Annotated in this window: 26 protein-coding genes; 18 read left to right on the top strand and 8 right to left on the bottom strand. The window is 73.6% G+C overall.

From position 1 onward, the window contains the following. Positions 1 to 128: 128 nt before the first annotated feature. Complete coding sequence (locus LE181_RS28430; protein ID WP_225664375.1) at positions 129 to 740, top strand: flavodoxin family protein; 612 nt, start codon at positions 129 to 131, stop codon at positions 738 to 740. Positions 741 to 747: 7 nt separating this feature from the next. On the opposite strand, the gene LE181_RS28435 is transcribed toward LE181_RS28430, so the two are convergent. After that, the gene (locus LE181_RS28435) at positions 748 to 1,344 is read right to left on the bottom strand and encodes a cysteine hydrolase family protein (protein ID WP_225664376.1); all 597 of its coding nucleotides are present in this window, start codon (positions 1,342 to 1,344) and stop codon (positions 748 to 750) included. A gap of 94 nt (positions 1,345 to 1,438) precedes the next feature. Between LE181_RS28435 and LE181_RS28440 the strand changes: the two genes are divergently transcribed. The 5 genes from LE181_RS28440 (at position 1,439) to LE181_RS28460 (ending at position 6,210) form a co-directional block, all read left to right on the top strand. Continuing rightward, positions 1,439 to 2,428 (top strand): GlxA family transcriptional regulator, encoded by a 990-nt coding sequence (locus LE181_RS28440; protein ID WP_225664377.1) that lies wholly within the window; start codon positions 1,439 to 1,441, stop codon positions 2,426 to 2,428. Between the two features lie 343 nt (positions 2,429 to 2,771). Beyond that, positions 2,772 to 3,995, top strand: a complete 1,224-nt coding sequence (locus LE181_RS28445; RefSeq protein ID WP_225664378.1) for a S8 family peptidase — start codon at positions 2,772 to 2,774, stop codon at positions 3,993 to 3,995. Between the two features lie 145 nt (positions 3,996 to 4,140). After that, entirely contained in the window at positions 4,141 to 5,106 is a 966-nt protein-coding gene (locus LE181_RS28450; RefSeq protein WP_225664379.1) for a TIGR03557 family F420-dependent LLM class oxidoreductase, read from the top strand. 10 nt (positions 5,107 to 5,116) lie between these two features. Next, positions 5,117 to 5,830 carry an HAD family hydrolase gene (locus tag LE181_RS28455; protein ID WP_225664380.1) on the top strand — a complete coding sequence of 238 codons (714 nt, stop codon included), beginning with the start codon at positions 5,117 to 5,119 and terminating at the stop codon, positions 5,828 to 5,830. Then, a complete protein-coding gene (locus tag LE181_RS28460; protein WP_225664381.1) occupies positions 5,827 to 6,210 on the top strand; it encodes a hypothetical protein in 384 nt (127 codons plus the stop codon). The genes LE181_RS28455 and LE181_RS28460 overlap by 4 nt, the downstream gene beginning before the upstream one ends. 28 nt (positions 6,211 to 6,238) lie before the next feature. On the opposite strand, the gene hypE is transcribed toward LE181_RS28460, so the two are convergent. From hypE to hypA, 6 genes are read right to left on the bottom strand one after another with little or no spacing between them, the layout of a single operon-like run. Next, a complete protein-coding gene (hypE, locus tag LE181_RS28465; protein ID WP_372458527.1) occupies positions 6,239 to 7,300 on the bottom strand; it encodes a hydrogenase expression/formation protein HypE in 1,062 nt (353 codons plus the stop codon). Next, complete coding sequence (gene hypD, locus LE181_RS28470) at positions 7,293 to 8,420, bottom strand: hydrogenase formation protein HypD (RefSeq protein WP_225664382.1); 1,128 nt, start codon at positions 8,418 to 8,420, stop codon at positions 7,293 to 7,295. The genes hypE and hypD overlap by 8 nt, the downstream gene beginning before the upstream one ends. Further along, positions 8,417 to 8,716: a HypC/HybG/HupF family hydrogenase formation chaperone gene (locus LE181_RS28475; RefSeq protein ID WP_225664383.1), complete on the bottom strand. Its 300-nt coding sequence runs from the start codon at positions 8,714 to 8,716 to the stop codon at positions 8,417 to 8,419. The genes hypD and LE181_RS28475 overlap by 4 nt, the downstream gene beginning before the upstream one ends. Beyond that, the gene (gene hypF, locus LE181_RS28480; protein WP_225664384.1) at positions 8,670 to 11,111 is read right to left on the bottom strand and encodes a carbamoyltransferase HypF; all 2,442 of its coding nucleotides are present in this window, start codon (positions 11,109 to 11,111) and stop codon (positions 8,670 to 8,672) included. Before hypF ends, LE181_RS28475 begins: the two co-directional genes overlap by 47 nt. Continuing rightward, positions 11,108 to 11,920, bottom strand: a complete 813-nt coding sequence (gene hypB / locus LE181_RS28485) for a hydrogenase nickel incorporation protein HypB (RefSeq protein ID WP_225664398.1) — start codon at positions 11,918 to 11,920, stop codon at positions 11,108 to 11,110. The genes hypF and hypB overlap by 4 nt, the downstream gene beginning before the upstream one ends. Then, entirely contained in the window at positions 11,920 to 12,276 is a 357-nt protein-coding gene (hypA, locus tag LE181_RS28490; protein WP_225664385.1) for a hydrogenase maturation nickel metallochaperone HypA, read from the bottom strand. Before hypA ends, hypB begins: the two co-directional genes overlap by 1 nt. Positions 12,277 to 12,537: 261 nt before the next feature. Between hypA and LE181_RS28495 the strand changes: the two genes are divergently transcribed. From LE181_RS28495 to LE181_RS28545, 12 genes are all read left to right on the top strand, one after another. Continuing rightward, positions 12,538 to 14,280 carry an enoyl-CoA hydratase-related protein gene (locus tag LE181_RS28495; protein WP_225664386.1) on the top strand — a complete coding sequence of 581 codons (1,743 nt, stop codon included), beginning with the start codon at positions 12,538 to 12,540 and terminating at the stop codon, positions 14,278 to 14,280. 78 nt (positions 14,281 to 14,358) lie between these two features. Further along, positions 14,359 to 15,408, top strand: a complete 1,050-nt coding sequence (locus LE181_RS28500) for an NADH-quinone oxidoreductase subunit B family protein (RefSeq protein WP_225664387.1) — start codon at positions 14,359 to 14,361, stop codon at positions 15,406 to 15,408. Between the two features lie 50 nt (positions 15,409 to 15,458). After that, a complete protein-coding gene (locus LE181_RS28505) occupies positions 15,459 to 17,249 on the top strand; it encodes a nickel-dependent hydrogenase large subunit (RefSeq protein ID WP_225664388.1) in 1,791 nt (596 codons plus the stop codon). Positions 17,250 to 17,258: 9 nt separating this feature from the next. Next, on the top strand, positions 17,259 to 17,768 hold the full coding sequence (locus LE181_RS28510) for a NifU-related iron-sulfur-binding protein (protein ID WP_225664389.1): 510 nt from the start codon (positions 17,259 to 17,261) through the stop codon (positions 17,766 to 17,768). Between the two features lie 25 nt (positions 17,769 to 17,793). Continuing rightward, complete coding sequence (locus tag LE181_RS28515) at positions 17,794 to 18,624, top strand: DUF5947 family protein (protein ID WP_225664390.1); 831 nt, start codon at positions 17,794 to 17,796, stop codon at positions 18,622 to 18,624. Continuing rightward, the gene (locus LE181_RS28520) at positions 18,621 to 18,830 is read left to right on the top strand and encodes a hypothetical protein (RefSeq protein WP_225664391.1); all 210 of its coding nucleotides are present in this window, start codon (positions 18,621 to 18,623) and stop codon (positions 18,828 to 18,830) included. Before LE181_RS28515 ends, LE181_RS28520 begins: the two co-directional genes overlap by 4 nt. Beyond that, positions 18,827 to 19,564, top strand: a complete 738-nt coding sequence (locus LE181_RS28525) for a DUF6084 family protein (protein WP_225664392.1) — start codon at positions 18,827 to 18,829, stop codon at positions 19,562 to 19,564. Before LE181_RS28520 ends, LE181_RS28525 begins: the two co-directional genes overlap by 4 nt. Then, positions 19,561 to 20,676, top strand: a complete 1,116-nt coding sequence (locus tag LE181_RS28530; RefSeq protein ID WP_225664393.1) for a hypothetical protein — start codon at positions 19,561 to 19,563, stop codon at positions 20,674 to 20,676. The genes LE181_RS28525 and LE181_RS28530 overlap by 4 nt, the downstream gene beginning before the upstream one ends. Further along, positions 20,673 to 21,503: a hydrogenase maturation protease gene (locus tag LE181_RS28535; RefSeq protein WP_308103543.1), complete on the top strand. Its 831-nt coding sequence runs from the start codon at positions 20,673 to 20,675 to the stop codon at positions 21,501 to 21,503. Before LE181_RS28530 ends, LE181_RS28535 begins: the two co-directional genes overlap by 4 nt. A 5-nt stretch (positions 21,504 to 21,508) precedes the next feature. Further along, entirely contained in the window at positions 21,509 to 21,640 is a 132-nt protein-coding gene (locus LE181_RS32350) for a DUF6893 family small protein (protein WP_263869521.1), read from the top strand. Between the two features lie 76 nt (positions 21,641 to 21,716). Then, positions 21,717 to 22,112, top strand: coding sequence for a phage holin family protein (locus LE181_RS28540; protein ID WP_225664394.1), 396 nt, complete (start codon positions 21,717 to 21,719; stop codon positions 22,110 to 22,112). Between the two features lie 59 nt (positions 22,113 to 22,171). Then, positions 22,172 to 23,362 (top strand): zinc-dependent alcohol dehydrogenase, encoded by a 1,191-nt coding sequence (locus LE181_RS28545; RefSeq protein ID WP_225664395.1) that lies wholly within the window; start codon positions 22,172 to 22,174, stop codon positions 23,360 to 23,362. Between the two features lie 10 nt (positions 23,363 to 23,372). On the opposite strand, the gene LE181_RS28550 is transcribed toward LE181_RS28545, so the two are convergent. Further along, a complete protein-coding gene (locus tag LE181_RS28550; RefSeq protein WP_225664396.1) occupies positions 23,373 to 23,687 on the bottom strand; it encodes a hypothetical protein in 315 nt (104 codons plus the stop codon). Positions 23,688 to 23,846 lie beyond the last annotated feature (159 nt).

Genomic DNA, 23,846 nt, shown 5'->3' on the forward strand with positions numbered 1-23,846 from the left:
GCGGCATCCCGCACGGGATGCCGCCGCCCTTCCGCATTCGGCGCCGGGTGCACGGAATGGACGCGGGCCGACCGCTGTTGTAGCCGGTCGCCGGTGATCATGCCGGACTGTCTCGAAGGGAGCCCCCCATGACGGATGCCGACGACCGGCGTGACCACGACCAGGCCCAGCGCACCGAACACGCCGACCCGGCACGCTCGTTCCTCTTCCTGCTCGGCAGCGCCCGGGTGGACGGGAACACCGAGGCACTGGCCCGGGAAGCCGCGGCGCAGCTGCCCTCGCACACGGTTCAGCAGTGGCTGAGACTGAGCGAGCTGCCGCTCCCCGCCTTCGAGGACCGCCGTCACACGGAAAGCGGCAGCCGCACCGAACCGACCGGCAACGAGCGGCTGCTGCTGGACGCCACGCTGGAGGCCACCGACCTGGTGGTCGTCTCGCCGCTCTACTGGTACAGCGTGACCGCCGCCACCAAGCTCTACATGGACCACTGGGGCGCGTGGCTGCACACACCGGAGGTGCGGTTCAAGCAGCGGATGCAGGGCAAGACCCTGTGGGCGATCACTACGACCAGCCACGACGACTCCGCACTGGCCGATCCCCTGGTGGGCATGCTGCGGTCGACCGCCGACTACCTGGGCATGCGCTGGGGCGGCAGCCTGATAGGCCACGGCAACCGTCCCGGCGATGTGCTGCGGTCCGACACCGCCGCCCTGACCGACGCCAAGAGCCTCTTCGGCTGACGGCCCCTCAGCCCTTCGCGGCCGCCACCAGCTCCGCCGTGGTGACCACCTCGGCGAAGCCGCCGCCCTGGAGCGTCACGGCGGTCGCCCGGGCCAGTTCCCCGGCGGTCAGGCGCCAGCCGTACGGGCCGGTCAGGTCGAACGTGTGGGTGGCGTCCAGGGCGAACAGCACCTCGTAGCCCAGGTTGCCGCCCATGCGGGCCGTCGTCTCCGCGCACATGTTGGTCTGGATGCCGGTCACGACGAACTGGCGGATGCCCTCGGCCTCGAACCACTCCTGCAGGTCGGGGGTGCCGTAGAAGGCCGAGTTCACCGTCTTGGTGACGAGGATCTCCGGCCCCTCGCCCTTGCCCCGCCTCGCCTCCACGACGTCCTTGAAGTCGTTGCCCGCCTGGCCCGGGCGCAGGGGCGACCCCGGCTTCGGGGAGTCGTGCCGGACGAACACCACCGGGCGGCCGGTCGCCTGCCACGCGTCGATCAGCGCCGCGATGTTCTCCTCCGCGTCCGGGTTGTCCCGCGGCCCCCAGAACTCCTCCTCGTCGAAACCCTTCTGTACGTCGATGACGACCAGTGCTGCCTTGCTGTGAAGCTCTCGCTCGTTCATGACCACGATCCTGCCGCCGCGACCCGGACCCGCACAGTGGCAGCACTGCCGCCGTTCGATGGGTTTCTGCCACGCTTCTGCCATACTCGCGGCCATGTCGGCCTATCGCGTGGCGCTCCTCGCCTTCCCCACCATCCGGTCCTTCGACGTCAGCGTCATCACCGAGGTGTGGGGCACGGACCGCACCGACCGCGGTGTGCCCGCCTTCGAACTGCGCCGCTGCGCCGCCGACCGCACCGCGGTCGCCATGCCGGGCGGGCTCAGCCTGACGCCCGACCGCACGCTGGCCTGGCTCGACCGCGCCGACCTCGTCGTCGTCCCCGGCGTCGTCGACCCCCGGGCCCCGACCCCGCCCGAGGTGCTCGGCGCCCTGCGGCGGGCCCACGCGCGGGGTGTTCCCGTCGCCGCGCTCTGCGCGGGGGCGTTCGTGCTCGCCCAGGCCGGGCTGCTCGACGGGCGCCGCGCCATCACCCACTGGAGCCTCGCCGACCTCCTGCAGCAGGAGCATCCGGCCACCACCGTGGTGCCCGACGCCCTCTTCGTCGAGGCGACGGACGGGGAGGACGCCCCCGGCCCCGTGTGGACCTCGGCCGGCACCGCCGCCGGCATCGACCTCTGTCTCCACCTCGTCCGTACGCACCACGGTGCGGAGGCGGCCGCCGCCGTCGCCCGCTCGATGGTGACCGCGCCCTTCCGGGCCGGCACCCAGGCCCAGTTCATCGAACGGCCCACCGCCCCCGAGGACCGGGGCGCCGACGCCCTCGCCTCCGTACGCGAATACGCCCTGCGCCATCTGCACGAACCGCTTCCGGTCGGTGCGCTGGCGGCCCGTGCCGGGATGTCGCCGCGCTCGTTCGCCCGCCACTTCACGGCGACGACCGGTACCACCCCCGCCCGCTGGCTCCTCGAACAGCGCCTCGCGGCCGCGCAGAAGTACCTGGAGCGCACCGATCTGCCCATGCCGGAGATCGCGCGCCGCACGGGCTTCGGCAGCGAAGTGACGATGCGTCAGCACTTTGCCGCCCGTCTCGCCACCAGCCCCCGCGACTACCGCGCCGCCTTCTCGCCGAGGGCCGACCGCTGAGCGGACGCATGGCGGGCGTATTCGATCCTGAGGGCCAACCGGCGTGCTGCGCACGGAACTTGAGTGCGGCACCTGTGTGAAGAAGTTGAGTGTGACGCCTGTGTAAAACGTGACAGCGGTTGCCGTCCGTCCGTCCAATTTGCCGCCGTTCAGCGGGGTTTGGAAATTCGCAAGGGCGTTGCGTATGTCACACCTGAGGGTGAGGGTTGATCTGGGCGCGTCAATCCTGACAGGGTTTCGAACACCCGGAAGCGGATCTTCCTTCTCCGGGTGCGTCGTTGCGGCTGCGCCGTGCCGACGCGCTGTCCCCCCCCCACAACAGCACGAGGAGGATTCCCTCGTTATGGCAAGTCACAAGCGCCCCGGCCGGCGGAAGCTCATTCTGGCGATATCGGCCGCGACCGCCGTCACCGCCGGAGCAACGCTGTTAACGCTCCCGGCCGGTGCCGCCCCCGCGGAAGGCACCGTCTACGGCGTCGACGCCAAGGACGCCGTCGACGGCAGCTACATCGTCCTGCTCAAGGACGACGCCAAGAGCGCCAGGAGCGGCGTCAGCGCCGCGGGCCAGGACCTCGCCGAGCGGTACGGCGGGAAGCTCAACCGCACGTACACCTCCGCGGTCCACGGCTTCTCCGCCAGCGGCCTCGACCGGAACGAGGCGAAGCGGCTCGCCGCCGACCCGGCCGTCGCCAAGGTCGTGCAGAACCACCGCTTCAGCATCAACGCGACCCAGGAGGCCCCACCCTCCTGGGGACTGGACCGGATCGACCAGGCCGAGACCAAGGGTGACGGGAAGTACGCCTACCCGGACGGCGCGGGCGAGGGCGTCACGGCCTACGTCATCGACACCGGCGTGCGCATCAGCCACAAGGACTTCGGCGGCCGCGCCGCCTACGGCTTCAACGCCGTCGACAACAACGACAAGGCCGAGGACGGCAACGGCCACGGCACGCACGTGGCGGGCACCATCGCCGGCGCGGCGCACGGCGTCGCGAAGAAGGCCAGAATCGTGGCCGTCCGCGTCCTGGACGCACAGGGCTCCGGCACCACCGAGCAGGTCGTCGCCGGCATCGACTGGGTGACCAAGAACCACAAGGGACCCTCCGTCGCCAACATGAGCCTCGGCGGCGGGGCCGACGAGGCCCTGGACGCGGCGGTGCAGAAGGCCATCGCCTCGGGCGTCACCTTCGCCGTCGCGGCCGGCAACGAGTCCACCGACGCGGGCAAGGGCTCCCCGTCCCGCGTCAAGGAGGCCATCACCGTCGCCTCCTCGACGAAGGACGACAAGCAGTCGGACTTCTCGAACTTCGGCAGCGTCGTCGACCTCTACGCCCCCGGTTCGGACATCACCTCCGACTGGAACGACGGTGACTCCGCCACCAAGACCATCTCCGGTACGTCCATGGCCACCCCGCACGTCACGGGCGCCGCGGCGCTCTACCTCGGCGGTCACAAGGACGCCACCCCGGAGCAGGTCGCGGGCGCGCTGACCCAGGGCGCCACCGCGGACAAGGTCTCCAACCCCGGTGCGGGCACCCCGAACAAGCTGCTGAAGGTCACCCCGTAACACCCGGTGCCCACGGGGCCGCCGAACCGGCCCCGGCACACCGTCCGGCCGTCGCTCCCCTCCCCGGAGTGACGGCCGGACGCGCATGCGGGGGGTCCCCGAGGGGAACGAGTTTCCCCACGGGTCAGCGGGGAACCCGGATTTTATGGTGCAAATCGGCTACACAATGATGACCGAGCAAGCCGGCCCCCGGGCGCTGGTCGACCACATCGTGCAGGCGGAGCGGGCCGGGTTCGACTTCTCCGTCACCTCCGACCACTACTTCCCCTGGCTGGCGTCCCAGGGCCACGCGCCCAACGCGTGGGCCGTCCTGGGCGCGGCCGCGCAGGCCACCACCCGCATTCCGCTCATGACGTACGTGACGTGCCCGACCACCCGCTACCACCCGGCTGTGGTGGCCCAGCAGGCGGCCACCGTCCAGCTGCTCTCCGAGGGGCGGTTCCGGCTCGGGCTCGGCTCCGGCGAGAACCTCAACGAGCACGTCGTCGGGGGCGGCTGGCCCTCCGCCGACGTCCGGCTGGAGAAGCTGGAGGAGGCCGTGGGCATCATCCGTGCCCTCTTCGAGGGCCGCACCCTCACCCATCACGGCCCCCACTACGACGTCGAGCACGCCAGGCTGTGGGACCTGCCCGACCCGGCACCGCCCATCGGCATCGCCGTCTCCGGCGAACGCTCCTGCCGCCTCGCCGGCCACCTCGCCGACCTGGTCATCGCGACCGAGCCCGAGCGCCGGCTCCTGGAGAGCTTCGACCGGCACGGCGGAGCCGGCAAGCCCCGCGTCGGCCAGCTGCCCGTCTCCTACGACCCCGACCGCGACGCGGCGCTGGAGCGCGCCCACGACCAGTTCCGCTGGGCCGGCCTGGGCTGGCCCGTCAACTCCGAACTGCCCCACGACGGCTCGTTCGCCTCCGCGACCCGCTCCGTCTCCAAGGACGACGTCGCCGACGCCATCCCCTGCGGCGCCAGGGTCGAGGACTTCGTCGAGGCCGTACGGGCCTACACCGACGCGGGCTTCACCGAGGTCGCCCTGGTCCAGATCGGCGGCGACCAGCAGGCCCCCTATCTGAAATGGGCGGAGAAGGAACTCCTCCCGGCCCTCCACGAGCTCTGAGCGGCCCGCGATGGCCCCGCAGTCGAACGGCCACGACGCCCCGCTCGCCGCCGTCTTCGACGTGGACGGCACCCTGGTCGACACCAACTACCTGCACGCCGTCACCTGGTGGGAGGCGTTCCACCAGGCCGGCCACCGCGTCCCCATGACCGACATCCACCACACGGTCGGCATGGGATCGGACCGCCTCGTCGAGCGGCTGCTCGGCGAGGACCGCGACCGCGACCAGGACGATGCGCTCAGCGCCGCCCACACGGCCGTCTACGCGACCTGGTTCGACCGGCTGCCGGTGCTCGACGGCGCCGCCGACCTGCTGCGCACCCTCGCCCGCCGCGGCTGGACGGTCGTGCTGGCCACCTCCGCGCAGGGCGCGGAACTGGCCGCCCTGCGCCGGGCGATCGACGCGGACGACGCCATCCACGACGCCACCAGCGCCGACGACGTGGAGTCGAGCAAACCGGCCCCCGACCCCGTGCAGCAGGCACTGGAACAGGCCGGCGTCCCGCCGGCGCGGGCACTGTTCGTCGGGGACACGGTCTGGGACGTCCGGGCCGCCCGCAGGGCCGGTGTGGACTGCGTCGCCCTGCTCTCCGGCGGCATCGGCCGCACCGAGCTACAGGAAGCGGGCGCGGTCGCCGTCTACCGCGACCCCGCCGCCCTGCTCGCCGGCCTCGACGACAGCCCGTTCGGCCGCATGGAGGACGCGCTCCGGAGGTCCGGGTGACGGTCCGCCACCCCGCACGGCGCAGCCGCGGTCGTCACCCCGCGCTCTTCGAGCACACGGCGGAGAAGGCATCCCACTTCACCAGCTCCCGTGCGTTCTTCTGCATCTGCCTCGTGCTGATCGCCAACTTCGTGGCCATGCACGTCGCCGGCATGCCGCTGGAGCTGGAGCTGCTGGCCGCCGGGACGATGACGTCGGTGACGCTGCTGTTGCTGGCGCTGCTGAAGAACTCCGAGCTGCGTGCCGAGCACGCGGTGCAGCGCAAGCTCGACGCCATCGCCCGCGCGTTGCTGGAGGAGCACGAGGTCAGCCGGGGCGGCGAGCGCGGCACCGCCTACGAGGACCTGCGCGGCGCCATCCGGATGGACGAGGAGACGTGACGCGCTGAGAAGGGGCCGGGCCGGCCCCTCAGCAGATCCGCGGCAGTTGCTCCCCGAGGGGCAGGTCGACGACCCGGGTGCCGCCCAGGCGGGTGCGGGCCACGACCACGCCCGGATGGTCGGCGACGCACTCGCCGATGACGGCCGCCCCGGAGCCGTACGGATGCTGCCGCATGGCGGCCAGCACCGCTTCGGCGTGCGGACGGGGCACGAAGGCCAGCAGCCGGCCCTCGTTGGCCACGTACAGCGGATCCAGCCCCAGGAACCCGCACGCGGCGGCCACGGCCTCCGGCACCGGAACGCGCTCCTCGGCGAGGACGACGCCCGTGCCGGAGGCGGCGGCGATCTCGTTGAGGGCGGCGGCCACCCCGCCCCGCGTCGGATCGCGCAGGGCGTGCACGTCCGGGGTGGCCGCGAGCATCGCGGCGACCAGGCCGCCGAGCGGTGCCGTGTCGCTGATGACCTCCACCCCGAACTCCAGCCCCTCCCGCACGCTGAGCACGGCGATGCCGTGCAGGCCGACGGGGCCGCTGACGATGACCACGTCGCCGGGTGCCGCCCGCTGCGGGCGGATGTCCACGCCGTCGGGGATCAGCCCGACGCCGGAGGTGGTGAGGTAGACGCCGTCGCCGTGCCCGGCGTCGACGACCTTGGTGTCACCGGTGACGACGCTGACCCCGGCCGCCTCGGCCGCCGCCCCCACCGCCCGGGCGACGTCCGCCACCACCGGCAGGGGGGTGCCCTCCTCCAGGATGAACGCGCACGACAGGTGGGCCGGTTGCGCCCCGCTCATGGCCAGGTCGTTGACGGTGCCGTTGACGGCCAGGTCGCCGATGCTGCCGCCGGGGAAGAACAGCGGCCGCACCACGTGGGAGTCGGTGGTGAAGGCCAGGCGGGCGCCGCCGAGCGTCAGCGCCGCGGAGTCGGCGAGCCCGGCCAGGACGTCGTTGCCGTAGGCGGGGACGAACAGCCGGCCGATCAGCTCGGCGGAGAGCCGCCCGCCCCCGCCGTGCCCGAGGACGACCACGGGCTCGTCGCCCAGGGGGGCGGGGCAGGTCCAGGCCGCCGGGTCGAGTGCGGTCTCAGCCAACGGGATGCGCCTCCTTCGGGGCGGTCGCCGCGGGATCGAGGCGGCGGTAGAGGTAATAGGCGGCGCAGGCCCCCTCGCTGGAGACCATCGTCGCGCCCAGAGGTGTGCGCGGGGTGCAGGTCGTGCCGAAGGCGGCGCACTCCCGGGGCTTGATCAGCCCCTGCAGCACCTCCCCGCTGCGGCACTCGGCCGGCTCCTCGGCCGTCACGTCGCCGACGCGGAAGCGGTGCTCCGCGTCGTACTCCCGGTAGGCGCCGGTCAGCCGCCAGCCGCTGCCGGGGATGGTGCCGATGCCGCGCCAGGCGCGGTCGGTGACCTCGAAGACCTCGCCGAGCATCCGCAGCGCCACCGGGTTGCCCCCGTCGCGCACGGCGCGGGGATAGGCGTTCTCCACGCGGTGCTCGCCCCGTTCGAGCTGGTGGACGGTGCGGCGGATGCCTTCGAGGATGTCCAGCGGCTCGAAGCCGGTGACGACGATCGGCACCCCGAAGCGTGCGGCCAGCGCGGGGTACTCCTCGACCCCCATGACGCTGCAGACGTGCCCGGCGGCCAGGAACGCCTGCACGCGGCAGCGCGGCGAGCACATGACCGCCTCGATGGCGGGCGGCACGCGCACGTGCGAGACCAGCAGGCTGAAGTTGGCCACCCCCAGCCGCCGCGCCTGGTGGACCGCCATCGCGTTGGCCGGCGCCGTCGTCTCGAAGCCGATGCCGAAGAAGACGACCTGCCGGTCCGGCTCCCGGCGCGCGATCTCCAGGGCGTCCAGCGGCGAGTAGACCACGCGGACGTCCCCGCCCGCGCTCTTGACGCGGAACAGGTCCCGGTCGCTGCCGGGCACCCGCAGCATGTCGCCGAACGAGCAGAAGGTCACCTCCGGCAGGGCGGCGATCGCCAGGGCCTTGTCGATCATCTCCAGCGGGGTGACGCACACGGGGCAGCCGGGACCGTGGATCAGCTCGACCTGCTCCGGCAGCAACTGGTCGATGCCGTGCCGGATGATCGAATGGGTCTGCCCGCCGCAGACCTCCATCATCGCCCACGGCCGGGTCACCGTCGCGTGGATGTCGTCCAGCAACCGCCGCGCCAGCTGCGGGTCCTGGAACTCCGACAAGTACTTCACCGCACCTCCTCCTCCCGGTCCGGCCCCGCCTCGGCGGCGGCCCGGCCCCACGCGTCCCCGAACTCCTCCTCCAGCGCGCCGATGCGCGCGAAGAGGCCGAGCGTCGCCAGCGCCGCCGCCTCGTCCAGCCGCTGCAGGGCGAATCCCACGTGCACGATCGCGTAGTCGCCGACCTCGATGTCGGGCAGATAGGCCAGGCACACGTCCCTGACGGCGCCGCCGAAGTCGACGCTGGCCATGCGGGTGCCGTCACGTTCCTCGATGCCGACCACCTTGCCGGGCACTGCCAGGCACATGGGCCGCTCCCTTCCGTCCGTCCCGTCCCGTCCGTTCCGCCCGCCCGCCCGGGGCCGGGCCGCGCGCCTGCGCCCGGGCGGCGACCAGCAGCTGACCGAGCGCCAGCCCTCCGTCGCCGCAGGGCACCCGGCGGTGGCGCACGACCGTGAAGCCGCCGCCGCGCAGCGCCGCGGTGCAGGCGTCCTCCAGCAGGGCGTTGGCGAACACCCCGCCCGAGAGCGCCACCGTGCGCACGCCGGTGTCCCGCCGGGCCGCCCGGCACACGGCGAGGACGGCCCCGGCGACCGCGTGGTGGAAGCGCGCGGCGACGACCGCCGTCGCGGTCCCGGCCCGCAGGTCCGCAACGGCCGCGCGCAGCACCGGCGCCGGGTCGACGACGGCGGGCCGGCCGTCCCCGCCGGGCCGCACGGCGAAGGCGTAGGGCCGCCCGCAGCCGGCCATCGCGGGCACGGCACGGTCCTCCAGCGCGACGGCCGCCTGCGCCTCGTGCCCCGCTCGGTGGCAGACGCCGAGGAGGGAGGAGACGGCGTCGAAGAGCCGGCCCATGCTGGAGGTGGGTACGCACGCCACCCGCCGCTCCAGCTGCCCGGCCAGGAGCCGTCGCTCCGGCTCGGTGCAGGCGCTCACGCAGGGCAGGTCCGTGTCCCAGGCCAGGCCGGCCGCCCGCAGGTGCGACAGCGCCATCCGGCAGGGGTTGTGCACGGCCGCGTCGCCGCCGGGCAGCGGCACATAGGCCAGGTGCGCCAGGCGGCGGTAGCCGTCGTAGTCGGCGAGCAGCACCTCCCCGCCCCAGACGGCACCGTCGTCCCCGTACCCCGTGCCGTCGAAGGCGATGCCGAGGACGGGGGCCGTCCCGTCGAGGCCCGCGTCGGCCATGGCGGAGGCGATGTGGGCGTGGTGGTGCTGCACCAGGTGCAGGGGACCGGTCCCGGCCCGTTCGCGGGCCCAGGCCGTGGACCGGTAACCGGGGTGCCGGTCGGCGGCCAGCAGCCGCGGCCGGACGCCGGTGAGCCGGCCGAGGTGGCGCACGGCCCGGGTCAGGGCGGCCTCGGTGGCGGTGTCGCCGAGGTCGCCGATGTGCTGGGAGAGCCACGCCTGGCGGCCCCGTGCCAGACAGAAGACGTTCTTCAGGTCGCCGCCGGCCGCGAGGGCGGGCGGCACGTCGAAGGGCAGCGGCAGCGGGTCGGGCACGTAGCCGCGCGACCGGCGCACGGGCACGACGCTGCCGTCGGCGCGGACCCGGACCACCGAGTCGTCGCAGGGCGTGTGGATCGGCCGGTCGTGCCACAGCCGGGCGTCGGCCAGGTCCTCCAGGGCTGTCCGCGCCTCGGCGTCGTCGGTCACGATGGGGGCGCCGGAACGGTTGGCGCTGGTCATGACCAGCAGCCGCGGCCCCGGTCGTTCGCCGGGCAGGGCGAACAGCAGCCGGTGCACGGGGGTGTAGGGGAGCAGGACGGCGATGTCGGGGCTGTCCGGGCAGACCGCGTCCGCGAGCCCGACGGCGGGGGGCCGGGTGCGGCGCAGCAGCACGGCGGGTGCCCGGGGCCCGGTGAGCTGCCGGGCCGCGGCCTCGCTCAGCGGGGCGAGAGCGCGCACGGTGGCGAGGTCGGCGGCCATGACGGCGAACGGCTTGCCGGGCCGCTGCTTCGCGGCGCGCAGCCGGGCCACGGCGGTGGCGTCGGCCGCGTCGCACGCCAGGTGGTAGCCGCCGAGTCCCTTGACGGCGAGCACCGCGCCCTGCGCGAGCATCTCGCGCGCCCGTACGGCGGCGGCGTCACCCTCCGCCTGCGGTCCGGCGCCGGTCAGGCGCAGCCGGGGCCCGCAGTCGGGGCAGGCCACGGGCTGCGCGTGGAAGCGCCGGTCGCGGGGGTCGGCGTACTCTCCGGCGCACCGTTCGCACAGCGGGAAGCCCGCCATGGTGGTGGTCGCGCGGTCGTAGGGCAGGCCGGTGACGATGGTGAAGCGCGGGCCGCAGTGGGTGCAGGTGATGAAGGGATGACGGTGACGGCGGTCGCGGGGGTCACCGAACTCCCTCAGGCACGGGGCGCAGACCGCGGTGTCGGGCGGGACGTGGGTGCGGCCCCGGCCCGCCTGCGAGGGCCGGATGGTGAAGCCGTCGGTGCCCAGGGGCGGGACGGGGCGGTGGGTGACCGAGGTGAGGGCGGCCAGCGGGGGAGCGTGGGTCGTCAGACGGTCGAGGAAGACCTGGACGCGGCCCGGGTCGCCCTCGACCTCGGCCACGACGCCGGCGGCGCTGTTGCCCACGTGCCCGGACAGGCCGAGCTCGTGGGCCAGGCCGTGGACGAACGGGCGGAACCCGACGCCCTGGACGGTGCCGCGGATGGTCAGCCGGTGGCGGACGACGCCGGACGCGGCCGAGGAGGAGACGCTCATGGCTGATGCGACGTCAGGGGGGCGTGGCCGACGGCCTGGTCATGATGGTCGTGGTCGTGGTCGTGGTCGTGGTCGTGGCCGTGGTCGCCGGTGTCGCCGGGGGCGTGCGCGCCGCCCCGGGGCGCGGACGCCAGGCGCGGCCGGTGCGGGGCCGCGCCGTCGGCGACGGCCAGGAAGCGGTCCACGAGCGCCTCGACGCCCTCGCCCGAGCGCACCGACGTCCGCAGGACGGGCACCTCCGGATTGACGCGGGCGAGATGCGCGGCGAAGGCCGCCTCGTCGAAGTCCACCGCACCGGCGATGTCGGTCTTGGTGAGGACCACCAGATGCGCCAGCCCGAAGGCCAGCGGGTACTTCAGGGGCTTGTCCTCGCCCTCGGTCACGGACATCAGCGTCACACGCAGCGTCTCGCCGAGGTCGTAGGAGGCGGGGCAGACGAGGTTCCCGACGTTCTCCACGAACAGCAGCCGGGTGTCGCCGGGCAGCCAGCCCTCCAGGTGCGCACGGAGCTGGGCCGCCTCCAGGTGGCACAGGCCCCCGGTGAGCACCTGCTTCACGGGCGCGCCCGAGCGGGCCAGGCGCCGTGCGTCGTTCTCCGTGGCGAGGTCGGCGGTCAGGGCCGCCACCGGCACGCCCCGCACGCCCGTGCGCGCCAGGACCTGCTCCAGCAGGGCGGTCTTGCCGCTGCCCGGGCTCGACAGCAGGCTGACCACCGTCGTGCCGCGGGCGGTGAGTTCCGTGCGCAGGGCGTCGGCGAGGTGGTCGTTCTTCGCCAGGACGGACTGCCGCACGTCGACGACCTTGCACATCACGCCCCGGCCTCCTGCAGTTCGATTCCGGTGATCTCCAGTTCCCGGCCGCTGAGCAGGGACTGCGCCGGGCGGTCGCAGCGCGGGCACCACAGGAACGGCGGGGTGCCGACCGCGAAGTCCGCCGCGCACCCGGCGCAGCGGGCGCGGGCGGGCACCTCCTCGACGACGAGCCGGGCGGACTCCAGCACGGTTCCCTCCCGGGCCACCTCGAACGAGAACAGCAGGGCGTCGGGGACCACGCCCGCCATCTCGCCGACGCGCAGCCGCACCGCCGTGACGGACGCGGCGCCGTGCCGGCGGGCGGTCTCCGCGGCCCGTTCGACGATCGCGGTGGCAAGGGACAGCTCGTGCATCGCCTTCCCGCTCCCTCGCGCGCGCCGGGGTGCATCCGCCACTGCGGTGACGGTGCGGTACGGGCTCCACAGTGCCCCGCGGTGGCCCCTCCCGCCCGTACGCCACGGCCGGCGGGGGAGGGGGCGGCCCGGTATTCGCCCGCGCAGCCCAATCGCGCGGGGACTTCGGCGGCGTCGCACGACGGTGCGGCCCCCGCGGGTGACGATCAGTCAGGCCGGCCCGGGGCGGGCCGCGCCCCGTAGTCCCATGCGGAGGTCACCGTGCGCATCCTGCTCATCGCCAGTGCGTTCAACAGCCTCACCCAGCGCGCCCACGCCGAACTGCGCGAGCGCGGGCACACCGTCTCGCTGGCCCTCGCGGACGGCGACGAGGTGCTCCGCGACGCGGTGGCCCGGCACGAGCCGGAACTGATCGTCGCGCCCATGCTCAAGACCGCGGTCCCGCGGGACGTCTGGTCGCGCCACACCTGCCTGATCGTCCACCCCGGCCCGCCCGGCGACCGGGGCCCCTCCTCGCTGGACCGGGCGCTGCAGGAGGGCGAGGACCACTGGGGGGTGACGGTCCTTCAGGCGGAGGAACAGATGGACGCCGGGCCGGTCTGGGCGACCGAGGGCTTCGCCGTCCCGCCCGGCATCGGCAAGAGCGACCTGTACCGCGGCGAGGTCGCGGACGCGGCCATGAAGGCGGTGCTGTCCGCGGTGGAACGCTTCGGCTGCGGCGGCTGGGCGCCGCGCCCGCAGTCCGGGCTGCCGGTGCGGGCCCGCCCGTACCTCTCGCAGGGCGAGCGCCGCATCGACTGGGAGAACCAGGGGACCGAGTCCGTGCTGCGGACGCTGAGGGCCGCCGACTCACAGCCCGGGGTGCGCGACGAACTGCTGGGCACGGAGTGGTTCCTGCACGGCGGGCACGCGGAGGACCGCCTGCGCGGCGTCCCGGGGCGGGTGCTGGCGACCAGGGCGGGCGCGATCTGCCGGGCCACGGCGGACGGCGCGGTGTGGATCCCGGAGCTCCGCCGTCGGCGGACCGTGGACGGCCCGCCCACCGTCAGGCTGCCCGCCACCCTGGCGCTGGGCGACCTGCTGCCGGACGTGCCGCACCTGCCCGCCCCGCTGGAGCTGCCCCCGCACCGGCGCACCTGGAGCGACATCCGCTACGCCGAGGAGGGAGAGGTGGGGTTCGTGCGCTTCCGCTTCCCCGGCGGGGCGATGAGCGCGGTCCAGTGCCGCCGGCTGCTCGCGGCCTGGCGCTACGCCCGGTCGCGGCCGACCTCCGTCATCGTGCTGGGCAGCGAGCGCGACGTCTTCTCCAACGGCATCCACCTCCACGTCATCGAGGCGGCGGCCGACCCCGCCGAGGAGTCCTGGAACACCATCAACGCCATGAACGACCTGGTCGAGGCCGTCCTGACCACCACCGACCGGCTGGTCGTGGCCGCCGTGGCGGGCGGCGCGGCCGCGGGCGGCGCGATGCTGGCGCTCGCCGCCGACGAGGTGTGGTGCCGGGCGGGGGCCGTCCTCAACCCGCACTACCGGCTGATGGGGCTGTACGGCTCCGAGTACTGGACGTACACCCTGCCCCGGCGCGTGGGCGCCGAGGCCGCCGCGACGCTGATGGAGGAGGCCGCCCCGGTGGGCGCCGCCCGCGCCCGGGAGCTGGGCCTGGCCGACCGGGTCCTGGCCGTCGCGCCGCAGGAGTTCGCCCCGGCGGTCACCCGGGCGGCCGTCGAGCTCGCCGACACGGGTGACCTGCGGGTGCGGATCGGTGCGAAGAAGGCGGCCCGGGAACGGGACGAGTCGGCCAAGCCCCTGGCGGCCTACCGCGCCCGGGAGCTGCAGCACATGCACGCGGCCTTCTTCACGCCCGACGCCCCGTACCACGCCCTGCGGTCGGCGTTCGTGCACCGGCGGTCCTCCGGGAGCACGGTGGCGCGCTGCGAGGAACTGTCCCGGCTCCCCCAGCGGCACGCCCATATTGCCGCAAATGGACGGGTATGTCAGATTTAAGGCCAGGCTGTACCCGGAGCTCCCGGTCGTCCCCCGGGACCGGAGGGACGTTCCGCCACGGGCCGGAGGGAAGCCGCCATGGACAACGACGCGCAGGCGCCGCCGTTCGACGAGGTCCACATCCTGTGGACCTCCGAGGGCATGAGCTGCGACGGCGACACCGTCTCGGTGACCGCCGCCTCGCTGCCGAGCCTGGAGGACGTCCTGCTCGGCGCCATCCCCGGCCTGCCCAAGGTCCACCTCCACAACAAGGTGCTCGCCTACGAGACCGGCGACGCCTTCATGGCCGCCTTCCACCGGGCGGCCCGCGGCGAACTCGCCCCCTTCATCCTCGTCGTCGAGGGTTCCGTCCCCAACGAGCGCCTCAGCGGCGAGGGCTACTGGACCTCCATGGGCAACGACCCGGAGACCGGGGAGCCGATCCCCCTCACCACCTGGCTCGACCGCCTCGCCCCCCGCGCCTGGGCGGTCGTCGCCATCGGCACCTGCGCCGCCTACGGGGGCATCCACGCGATGGCCGGCAACCCCACCGGCTGCATGGGCCTCGTCGACTACCTGGGCGCCGACTTCCGCTCCGCCGGCGGCCTGCCCGTCGTCAACGTCCCCGGCTGCCCCGTCCAGCCCGACAACTTCATGGAGACCCTCACCTGGGTCCTCCACCAGGCCGCGGGCCTGGCCCCCGTCATCCCCCTCGACGAACAGCTGCGCCCCACCTGGCTCTTCGGCAAGACCGTCCACGAGGGCTGCGACCGCGCCGCCTACTACGAGCAGGGCGACTTCGCCAAGGACTACAACTCGCCCAAGTGCCAGGTGAAGGTCGGCTGCTGGGGGCCGGTGGTCAACTGCAACGTCACCAAGCGCGGCTGGATGGACGGCGTCGGCGGCTGCCCCAACGTCGGCGGCATCTGTATCGGCTGCACCATGCCCGGCTTCCCCGACAAGTTCATGCCGTTCATGGACGAACCCCCCGGCGCCACCCTGTCCACCGGCCTGATGGGCGTCTACGGCCCGTTCGTCCGCGCCCTGCGCACGATCACCAACCACAGCGCCAACCGGGAGCCGAAGTGGCGGCACAAGGGCGACGCCCTGACCACCGGCTACGCGCCGCGCTGGAACGGCCGCGGCTGACCCGGCCGCGGACACGACACCCACGCGAGAGAGCGCGAGAGGAACAGCCAGTGGCGACCGCCCAGGACAGCGACGCGGCAGGACGCGACCTCACCGAGGTCGCGTTCGACCCCATCACCCGGATCATCGGCAATCTGGGCATCTACACGAAGATCGACTTCCCGCGGCGGCAGGTCGTCGAATGCCGCAGCACCTCCTCCATCTTCCGCGGCTACAGCGTCTTCATGAAGGGCAAGGACCCCCGTGACGCCCACTTCATCACCAGCCGCATCTGCGGAATCTGCGGCGACAACCACGCCACCTGCTCGATCTACGCCCAGAACATGGCCTACGGCGTCAAGCCGCCCCCGCTCGCCGACTGGATCATCAACCTCGGCGAGGCCGCGGAGTTCATGTTCGACCACACGATCTTCCAGGACAACCTGGTCTTCGTCGACTTCTGCGAACGCATGGTCAAGGAGACCAACCCCGGGGTCCTCGCCCTGGCCGAACGCACCCCCGCCCCGCGCGGCGGCGTCCACGGCCACAAGACGATCGCCGACATCATGCGGGCCTTCAACCCCTTCGAGGGCGAGGTCTACAAGGAAGCCCTCCGCATGAGCCGCCTGACCCGCGAGATGTGCTGCCTCATGGAGGGCCGCCACGTCCACCCCTCGACGCTCTACCCCGGCGGCGTCGGCACGGTCGCCACCCCTCAGCTCTTCACCGACTACCTCGTGCGCCTCATGCGCTGCATGGACTTCATCAAACGGGCGGTGGCCCTCAACGACGACGTCTTCGACTTCTTCTACCAGGCGCTGCCCGGCTACGAGCAGGTCGGCCGCCGGCGCACCCTGCTCGGCTGCTGGGGCTGCTTCCAGGACCCGGACGTCGTCGACTACGACTACCGGCACATGACCGAGTGGGGCAACGCCATGTTCGTCACCCCCGGCATCGTCGTCGACAACCAGCTGGTCACCACCGACCTCGTCGACATCAACCTCGGTCTGCGCGTCCTGCTCGGCAGCTCCTACTACGAGGACTGGGCCGGCGAGGAGACCTACGTCGAGAAGGACCCCCTCGGCAACCCCGTCGACCAGCGCCACCCATGGAACCAGACCACCCTGCCCAAGCCCCAGAAGCGGAACCTGGACGGCGGCAACTACAGCTGGGTCATGAGCCCCCGCTGGTACGACCAGCGCACCGGAGACCATCTGGCCCTGGACACCGGCGGCGGCCCCCTGGCCCGCCTGTGGACCACCGCCCTCGCCGGCAAGGTCCGCACCCCCTACGTCCGCTCCACCGGCCACAGCGTCGAGATCGACCTGCCGAAGACCCCCTCCACCCCCGAGACCCGCCTGGAGTGGAAGCCCCCGCCCTTCCCCAACACCATCGAACGCGACCGGGCCCGGATGTACTTCGTCGCCTACGCCGCCGGCATGGCCCTGCACTTCGTCGACCGCGCCCTCGAAGAGGTGCGCGCCGGACGGACCAAGGTCTTCGAGGACTTCACCGTCCCCAAGGACGCCATCGGCGTCGGTTTCCACGAGGCCGTCCGCGGCGTCCTCTCCCACCACGTCGTCATCCGCGACCGCAAGATCGCCAACTACCACCCCTACCCGCCCACCCCGTGGAACGCCAGCCCCCGCGACCGGTACGGCACCCCCGGCCCCTACGAGGACGCCGTGCAGGGCATGCAGCTCTTCGAGGAGAACGGCCCCGAGAACTTCAAGGGCATCGACATCATGCGCACCGTCCGCAGCTTCGACCCCTGCCTGCCCTGCGGCGTCCACATGTACCTCGGCGGCGGACGCACCGTCCGCATGAGCCACTCGCCGACCTTCGGCGCCCTCGCCCCGTAGGCCACCGCCATGACCTGGACCGACCACGACGCCCGCGAACACGTCACCCGGACCGAGGAACTCCTCGCCCGGACCGGCGAACTGCCCGACGGCCCGCGCGAACAGGCCACGGCCTCCCTGCACGCCGTCGTCGAGCTGTACGGCGAGTGCCTGGCCCGCGTCCTGCGGCACACCGACGCCACCACGGCCGCGCGGCTCGCCGCCGACGAACTCCTCGGCCACGTCCTGCTCGTGCACGACCTCCACCCGGACCCGGTCGCCACCCGCGTCCGGCGCGCCCTGCAGCACGTGCGGGGCGGCGAGGCCGAACTCCTCGCGGTCGAGGGACCGGTCGTACGGGTCCGCCTGCGGCCCACGGGCTGCGGGGGGTCGCACGAGGCGCTGCAGGCCGCCGTCGAGGCCGCCGTGGCCTGGGCCGCCCCCGAGATCGAGCGCGTGGAGAGCACACGGGACGCGCCGGCCGCGCTGATCCCGGTGGAGTCCCTCTTCCGCCCCGGCACGACGGCCGGAAGCAGGTGACGCGATGGCGGCGACGGACGGGCCGGTGACGCACAGGACCGCGGCGGACGTGATGGCGACGGTCGGGCCGGCGACGGTCGGGCCGGGGACGGTCAGGATCGCGACGGACGGGCCGGTGACGGACGGGCCGGTGGCGACGGTCAGGCCGGGGACGGTCAGGCCGGGGACGGTCGGGCCGGTGGCGACGACCGGGACCGCGGCACGCCCACCGGTCGTCGCCGCACGCCTGCGCGACCTCGCCCGCCGCACCGCCCCACCCTCCACCCGCGAGAGCGGCGAGCGCTGCGACCTCTGCGCGGAACCCGTTCCGCCCGGCCACCGGCACCTCCTGGACCTCTCGGGCGGCCCCGGCGTGCTGTGCGCCTGCCGGGCCTGCTCGCTGCTCTTCGACCGCCACGCAGCGGGCGGCAGGCACTACCGCCTCCTGCCCGAACGGCGGCTCCGGCTGGACGGGCACACCATCGACGACGAAGCGTGGGCCACCCTCCAGGTCCCGGTCGGCCTCGCCTTCTTCGTCCACGACAGCACGTCCGGCCGGACGACCGTCGGATACCCGAGCCCCCTGGGAGTCACCCGTTCCACCGTGGAACCCGCCCTCTGGCAGGACGTCGCCGACGGCCACCCGGCACTGGCCGGCCTCGCCGACGACGTCGAGGCCCTGCTCGTCGACCGGACCCGCCCCGCCCACGAGCACTGGATCGTGCCCCTGGACGACTGCTACCGCCTCGCAGCCCTTGTCCGCACCCACTGGAAGGGCCTCGGCGGCGGGGCGGAAGTGCACCGGCACATCCGGGAGTTCTTCACCGCACTCGCCCGCCCCGCACCGGGCCGGGCCCACCACCAGGAGGCGCCATGAGCGACATCCCACTCGGCAGGCCCCAGGTCCGCCCGGACGCGAGCGCACACGTCCCCGGCGTCCGGCAGGGCAACCACAAGGGCCTCGTCAAACGGCAGCCCGGACACCGGCCGGACGGCCGGTCCACCGCCCGCCGCTCCACCGGCGTCGGCCCGCGCGCGAGGAACCCCGTCCTGCCCGGCATGCCCAACCTCTCACCCGCGTGAGCACGCCCCCGGCCGCACACCGGCACCCCGACGCACCGGTCACACGGGACGACATCGCCGACCTGTCGTTCCGCGTCACCGGCGTGCGCCCCCTCGACCACGCCGCCGTCCCCACCCTCGCGTTCCCCCTCCGCATCACCCGCACCGGCGGCGGCCCGGTGCGCTCGGTCACCCTCACCACCACCGTGCGGATCGCGGCCGCACGCCGCCGCTACGGGCCCGCCGACCGCATCGCCCTCGCCCGCCTCTTCGGCCAGTCCGACCAGTGGGCCACCGGCCTGCACCCCCTGACCTGGGCCCAGATCACCACCGTCGTACCGCCCTTCGACGCCACCACCACCGTCGACCTGCCGGTGCCCTGCAGCCGCGAGTGCGAACTCGCCGTCACCGCCTACTTCGAGGCCGTGGGCGACACCGAGGTGCCACTGGACTTCCTCTTCAGCGGCACCGTCTTCCACACCGGCCCCGACGGCCGGCTGCGCACCTCGCGGATCCGCTGGTCCGAGGAGACCACCCACCCGCTGCCCGCCGGGCTCTGGCACACCCTGACGGCCCGCTACTTCGGCGGCACCCGCTGGCTGCGCCTCTCGCCCGAGGCCCACGACCTGCTCAGCGCCCACCGCACCCGGCGCGCCCTCACCGACTGGGACGCCACCATCCACGACCTGCTCGACCACCCGGCCCGGCACCCCGCCGGCACGCCCACCGCCCCCGACCCGGCAGGAGCACCATGAACACGGTGGAGGCGGCGCCCCCGGCCACCGCCCCCGACGGCACCGCCGCCCACGCCGTGGAGAAGATCGCCCGCACCTGCCTCTACGAGGGCTACCTGCTGTGGCCCTACCGCAGATCGGCGCTGAAGAACGCCAGACGCTGGACCTTCGGCGGCATCTACCCGCAGGAGCAGGCCGCGCAGCTCGGCGAGCCGCACCGCATGCGCACCGACGTGCTCCTGCAGGGCCCCGCCACCACCACCGTCACCCTGCGCGTGCGCTTCCTCCACCACCTCGCCCGCCAGCTCCACCGCACCACACCCGGCGGCAGCGAACCGGTCGACGAACTGACCGTCGCCGGTACCCGCCACCTCACCTGGCACGAGGCCACCGAGCGCGAATGGGCCCTCCCGCCCTGGACCCCCGCCGACGGACCCCGCACCCTCACCCTCCACGCCCCGGGCGGCACGACCGAGGAACCCCTCCACGACCCGGCGGGCCGGCTCGCCGGCACCGTGACCCGCACCAGCCAGGCCCTGACCGGCACCGTGCACCTCGACGCCCGGCCCCTCGGCGCGGACACCGTCCGCCTGGGCGTCACCCTCACCAACACCACCCCCGGCCCACCGCCCCGCCCCGGCGCCCACTCGTCCCGCGACGACCTCGCCGCCTACGCCCTCCTGTCCACCCACACCATCCTGACCTGCGACGCCACGGCAACCTTCGTTTCCCTCGGCGACCCACCCGCCACCCTGCGCACCGCAGCCGACGGCTGCCGCAACGAAGGAACGTGGCCCGTGCTCGTCGGAGAGCCGGCCGCCGGCCGGGACGGCGACGACGGCTGCCCCCGCGCCCGTACCGTGCTCTCCTCACCCGTCACGCTCTGCGACTTCCCGGCCGTCGCCCCCGAGAGTCCCGGAGACCTCTTCGACGGCGGCGAGATCGACCAGCTCCTCATCCTCGGCATCCTCAGCCTCACCCCCCGCGAACAGGAGGAGGCCCGGGCCGGCGACCCCAGGGCCCGCGAGATCCTCGACCGCTGCGCCGCCCTGTCACCCGACGACCTGATGGCCCTGCACGGCACCATCCGCGGCTTCCGGCCCGCGCAGGAGACGACGAAGGAGACGACATGAGCACCGTACGGATCGGCGGCGTCGACGTGGGCCGCGGCAGCCGCGTCCGGCTGCGGCCCGGCCGCCAGGCCGACGCCCTCGACCCGGCGCTCACCGGTCGCATCGCGGAGGTGACCGACGTGGCGGAGGACCTGGAAGGACGCGTCCAGCTCGTCGTCACCCTCGCCGGCGACGCGGGCCGCGACTTCACCACCGGCCTGGGCCACCGCTTCTTCTTCTCGCCCGGCGAGGTGGAACCCGTCGTCGCCCCCGGCGACCGGCCCCCGCGGATCCTGGTCGCGGGCATCGGCAACGTCTTCCTCGCCGACGACGCCTTCGGCCCCGAGGTCGTCGCCGCCCTGCACGACCACCCCCTCCCCGACGGCGTCCACGTCGCGGACTTCGGCATCCGCGGCATGGACCTCGCCTACCGGCTGCTCGACGGCTACGACGTCGCCGTGCTCGTCGACGCCGCCCCCCGCGGCGCGGCCCCCGGCACCCTCTGCCTCATCGAACCCGACCCCGCCGACACCACCGGCCCCGCCGCCCCCGAGGCCCACGGCATGGACCCGGTCAAGGTCCTCGCCCTCGCCCGCAGCCTCACCGAGGACGGCAGCCTCACCGAGGACGAACGGGCCGCACTGCCCCGCATTCTTGTCCTCGGCTGCGAACCGCTCGTACGGATGCGGGGCGACGAGCCCGACGTCGACGTCGGACTCAGCGCACCCGTCCGCGCGGCCGTCGACGAGGCCGTACGCCGCCTGCACACGCTCACGGCCCGGCTGCTGCACGACCCGGCCACACCCCTGGAGCCCGACCCCGGCCCCCTGCAGCCCGCGAGGAGGTGACACACATGCGGAACGGAATCTTCATCCCGGCCTCCGTCGTACGGATCGCCGTGGGCGCCCTCGCCGCGGCCCTCGTCACGGCCATCGCGTTCAGCGCGCCCGACGCCGTGCGCTACTTCAAGATGGAATCCATGTGAGAGGGCAGGGAGGCCGGGGAACCCGGTGGGCCCGGGAACCCCGGGACAAGGACAGGCCGTGAGAAAGGCCGGAACCATGACCGATCAGCCACCCGAGGGGCGCTTCCGCGCCTCCCCCGACGGCGGGCTGGCGGGCGCCGCGGAACGGCTCTACCAGGACGTCGGCTTCCTCGTCCGCGCCGAACTCGAACGCGCCAGGCCCGGCATCGCGACGTCACTGCGCCGGGCGGGTCTGGGCACCGGGGCCCTGGTGGCGGCCGGAGCCTGCGGAATCCTCGCCCTGCTGTCGGCACACGAGGCCGCCCTGCGCACCCTGGAACGGTCGCTGCCGCCACGCTGCGCCGCCGCCACCCTGACCGGCGCGTACGCCGTGAGCGCCACGTGCCTGGCCTGGTTCGGCTACCGCCGGCTCCAGGACGCCCAGGCCGCCACCCAGCAGGCGCTCGACGAGGTGCGCGGCACCCCGGCCTGAGCCCGCGGGCCCGGGCACCGGCGCCACTCACCCACCACCCCCACCGGAGGCGAACGGCGATGCGAGCCACCGTCTGGCACGGCAAGCGCGACATCCGGGTCGAGACCGTCCCCGACCCGGTCATCCAAGAGCCCACCGACGCGGTCATCAGGGTCACGTCGAGCGGACTGTGCGGCTCGGACCTGCACCTCTACGAGGTGCTCACCCCGTTCATGACGCCAGGCGACATCCTCGGCCACGAACCCATCGGCATCGTCGAGGAGACCGGCTCCGAGGTGCCCGGCCTCTCACCCGGCGACAGGGTCGTCGTCCCCTTCCAGATCGCCTGCGGCAGCTGCGTGATGTGCGGCCAGGGACTGCAGACCCAGTGCGAGACGACCCAGGTCCGCGAGCACGGCATGGGCGCCCGGCTCTTCGGCTACACCAAGCTCTACGGCGCCGTGCCCGGCGCCCAGGCCGAGTACCTGCGGGTGCCCCAGGCCCACTACGGCCCGGTCAAGCTCCCCGAGGGCCCGGGCGACGACCGGTTCGTCCTGCTGTCCGACGTCCTGCCCACCGCCTGGCAGGCCGTCCGGTACGCCGACGTCCGGCCCGGCGGCAGCGTGGCCGTCCTGGGCCTCGGCCCCATCGGCACCATGGCCTGCAGGATCGCCCGCCATCTCGGCGCGGACCTCGTGATCGGCATCGATCACGTGCCCGACCGTCTGGAACGGGCCCGCGGCGAAGGCGTCGAGGTGTTCGACCTCGACGCCTTCGACCACGAGAAGGAACTGCTGACGGCCGTCCGCGACGTCACAGACGGCCGCGGGCCCGACGCCGTCATCGACGCCGTGGGCACCGAGGCCCACGGCAGCCCCGCCGGGCGCCTCGCCCAGCAGGCCGCCGGCCTCATGCCACCGCGCTGGGCCGAGAAGCTCATGCAGCGCGCCGGCGTGGACCGCATGAGCGCCCTGCACCTGGCCATCGCCCTCGTACGCCGCGGTGGAACCCTCTCCATCAGCGGCGTCTACGGCGGCATGACCGACCCCATGCCCATGCTCACCCTCTTCGACAAGCAGCTCCAGATCCGCATGGGGCAGGCCAACGTCCGCCGCTGGACGGACGACATCCTCCCGCTGCTCACCGACGACGATCCGCTCGGTGTCGAGAGGTTCGTGACCCATCACCTGCCGCTCGACGAGGCGCCGAACGCCTACGAGCTGTTCCAGAAGAAGGCGGACGGTGTGCTGAAGGTGCTCTTCCGGCCGTAGCGGTGCGTCACTACGGGTTGAAGATGACGCTGCCGAAGCTCAGGTTCCCGCCGGCCTTCCTGCCCGGTTCGAGCTGCGTCGCCGTGCCCTTGCACTTCTTGCCGGAGTAGACGACGAGCGGCTTCTTCGTGAAGTTCTGGGGTGCGCGCGCCTCCTGTCCCATGTCCAGGCACTTGTGGTCCGGTGGGTTCTGGACCGAGTAGGGCTTCCCCTTGGGGCCGGCCCAGACGAACTGGCCGTCCGAGGCCACTGCCGAACCGGTGGTCATCGATGCGGAGAGGAGGAGTCCTCCCAGGGTGGCCACTACGGTGCGGAACAGGCGCATCACAGCTCCTTGATCTTGACGGCTAGGCACGGGGCGAACGGACGAGCCGCCCCGAATACGGACAACGAGACGCACCGCCGCACGACACGCACCTGTCCGGCGCCACGTGCCGGACAGGTGCGGTCCGCTGCGTAGGCGCATGACTGCGGTGGGTGTGGA

Origin of the sequence: Streptomyces sichuanensis (assembly GCF_020328095.1) — a bacterium.
Lineage (GTDB): Bacteria > Actinomycetota > Actinomycetes > Streptomycetales > Streptomycetaceae > Streptomyces > Streptomyces cinnamoneus.